General features: G+C 63.1%; 2 protein-coding genes. Both read left to right on the top strand.

The genetic code is table 11. The features are described from left to right. Positions 1-244: 244 nt before the first annotated feature. Positions 245-1,756 carry an IS21 family transposase gene (gene istA / locus QZM72_RS35350; protein WP_301740430.1) on the top strand — a complete coding sequence of 504 codons (1,512 nt, stop codon included), beginning with the start codon at positions 245-247 and terminating at the stop codon, positions 1,754-1,756. A gap of 4 nt (positions 1,757-1,760) precedes the next feature. Next, positions 1,761-2,549 carry an IS21-like element helper ATPase IstB gene (istB, locus tag QZM72_RS35345; protein WP_301740429.1) on the top strand — a complete coding sequence of 263 codons (789 nt, stop codon included), beginning with the start codon at positions 1,761-1,763 and terminating at the stop codon, positions 2,547-2,549. The last annotated feature ends 85 nt before the right edge of the window (positions 2,550-2,634 follow it).

Here is a 2,634-nt window from a genome sequence, read left to right as displayed (position 1 = left end):
TGTCACGGATCGCCGTTATGGAGCCAATTCGTGATCGGCGTAATGAGGCCACTTGATGATCGCCGTTATGAGGCCAGTCCGTGATCGGCGTAATGGAGCCAGTCCAGGATCGGCGTAAAGAGGCCACGTGAGGGTTGGCGCGATAGCGCCAGCAGAAACCGGATATAGATGCGATTCGAACTTTCCCAGTCGGTACGCTCGTTCTTTTTTGAACGGAGCGACCATGACCAGCAGGAGGTTCGAAGTGTTTCAGTATCGTCAAATCCTTGCCCGTATGCGACGCGGCGATTCCGACCGCGATATCGCGCGCGGGCATCTGATGGGCAGAACCAAGCTGGCGGTAGTTCGACAGGCCGCCGATGCGCACGGCTGGCTCGATCCGGCATGGCCGATGCCGGACGAGGCCGAGATCGCGGCGGTCTTCAACAAGATTCCGAAGCCAGTTCGCACCTGCGTCTCGACGGTAGAGCCGTTTCGCGCGCAAATCCGCGACTGGATCGCCGCCGGCGTGCAAGGCACCACGATTCACGAGGCCCTGCGGCGCAATCACGGCTATACGGGCAGCTACTCGGCGGTGCGGCGCATGGTGCAGCATCTGTCGGCCGAGCGCGGCGTCAAGGCGACGACGATCCTGGACTTCGCGCCGGGCGATGCCGTGCAGGTCGACTTCGGCGCGGGGCCGATGCTGACGATCGACGGCATTCCGCTCAAGACTTGGATCTTTGTAATGACGCTGTGCTGGTCGCGCCATCAGTACGCCGAGATCGTACCGGATCAGACCGTCGAGACGTGGCTGGCTTGCCACCGGCGCGCCTTCGAATGGTTCGGTGGCGTGCCCAACCGGGTCATCATCGACAACGCGAAGTGCGCGATCATCCGGGCCTGCCGCTACGATCCGGCCGCGCAGCGCTCCTACGCCGCGCTGGCCGAAGGATACGGGTTCCGCATCGATGCCTGTCCGCCGCGAGACCCCCAGAAAAAGGGGATCGTTGAGGCCGGCGTCAAATACGTCAAGAAGTCGTTCGTGCCGCTGCGCGAGTTCCGCGATCGCGCCGACGCAAACCGGCAACTGCGCGAGTGGGTGATGCAGCAGGCCGGCACCCGCACCCACGGTACCACGCAGGAGCAGCCGCTGGCGCGCTTCGCGATCGAGAAGCCGCTCCTGATGACGTTGCCGGACGTGCCGCCGAAGCTCTCGGTGTGGGAATGCGTGAAGCTGCACCGCGACGGCCACGTCGTCTACAAATACGCACGCTACTCGGCGCCATACGCGCTGGTCGGTAAAGAATTGTGGCTGAAGGCGACCGACACCGTTATCCAGCTGTTCCATCGGCACGAGCTCGTCGCCACGCATCCGCGACGACCGGCCGGCGGCCGCCATACCGTTCAGGCTCATCAGCCGCCGGAAGCGCAGGCCTGGCTCGAGCACGATCCGCAATGGTGCCTGGCGCGTGCCAAGGAAATCGGACCGTCGTGCCACGACGTCGTGCTCGCGCTGTTCAACGACGCGGTGCTCGTCAACCTGCGAGGCGCGCAAGGGCTGATCCGGCTGCGAGAGAAGTTCGGCGACCAGCGGCTGGACGCTGCCTGTGCCCGAGCGCTCGCCTTCAACAGTCCGAAGTACCGCACGGTCAAGGGCATCCTCGACAAGGGACTCGAAGGCGAAGGCGCACCCAAGCCCGCAACGGCGAACGCCGACACGTACCAAAACGGTGGCCGCTTCGGCCGCGATCTCCACTCGCTGATGCTCCATTGATCCCATGAATCCTAGTCCAGAACTGAATATCATCCTCAAGCAACTGCGGCTGTCCGGCATCCTCGATTCGCTCGAACTGCGTAACCGCGAGGCCATCGACGGGCAGCTCGCCTACACCGAGTTCCTCGCAACATTGCTGCACGACGAGGTCGCCCGTCGCGAGAACAAGAAGCTCAACGCCCGCCTGTCACGCGCCGGCTTCGCGATGGGCAAGACGCTCGAGACCTTCAACTTCGATCTGCTGCCGAACCTGAACCGGGCGTACGTCCACGATCTCGCCACGGGCCGCTACCTCGACGAGAAGGTGGCGATCCTGATGGCCGGCCAGACCGGCACGGGCAAAAGCCATCTGGCGCAGGCCTTCGGCCACTGCGCCGCCCGGCAGGGGCACAACGTGTTGTTCATCTCGCAAACCGAATTGCTCAAGCGGCTTCACGCCGCGCGGGCCACCGACACCTACGACCGGAAGCTCCAGCAGTACATCCGGGTTCCATTGCTGATCATCGACGACTTCGCGCTCAAGCCGCTGCGTGTGCCCCACGACGAAGACTTCCACGATCTCGTCGCCGCCCGTTACGAGCGAGCTTCGACGATCTTGACTTCGAATCTCGCGCTGGAGGAATGGGGTGCCGCATTCCCTGACAACCGCATCCTCGGCGCTGCGACACTCGACCGGTTACGCCACGGTGCCTACCGACTGGTGTTCGAAGGCAAGAGCCAGCGCGATCCCAAACCGATGCCCGATACGCCAGAAAATGGGGTTGCGAAAAACGGCAAAAAACCGCAATCTTGAAGCCGTTCGAATCCGCGTTTTACTCCCGTTTCTGCTGGCCTCTTTACGCCGATCAACCCCGGCTTCTTTACGGCGATCATTGACA

Origin of the sequence: Burkholderia sp. AU45388, assembly GCF_030481585.1 — a bacterium.
Lineage (GTDB): Bacteria > Pseudomonadota > Gammaproteobacteria > Burkholderiales > Burkholderiaceae > Burkholderia > Burkholderia sola.
The sequence above is the reverse complement of the archived record's forward strand: the minus strand, read 5'-3'. Positions and strand labels throughout refer to the sequence as shown.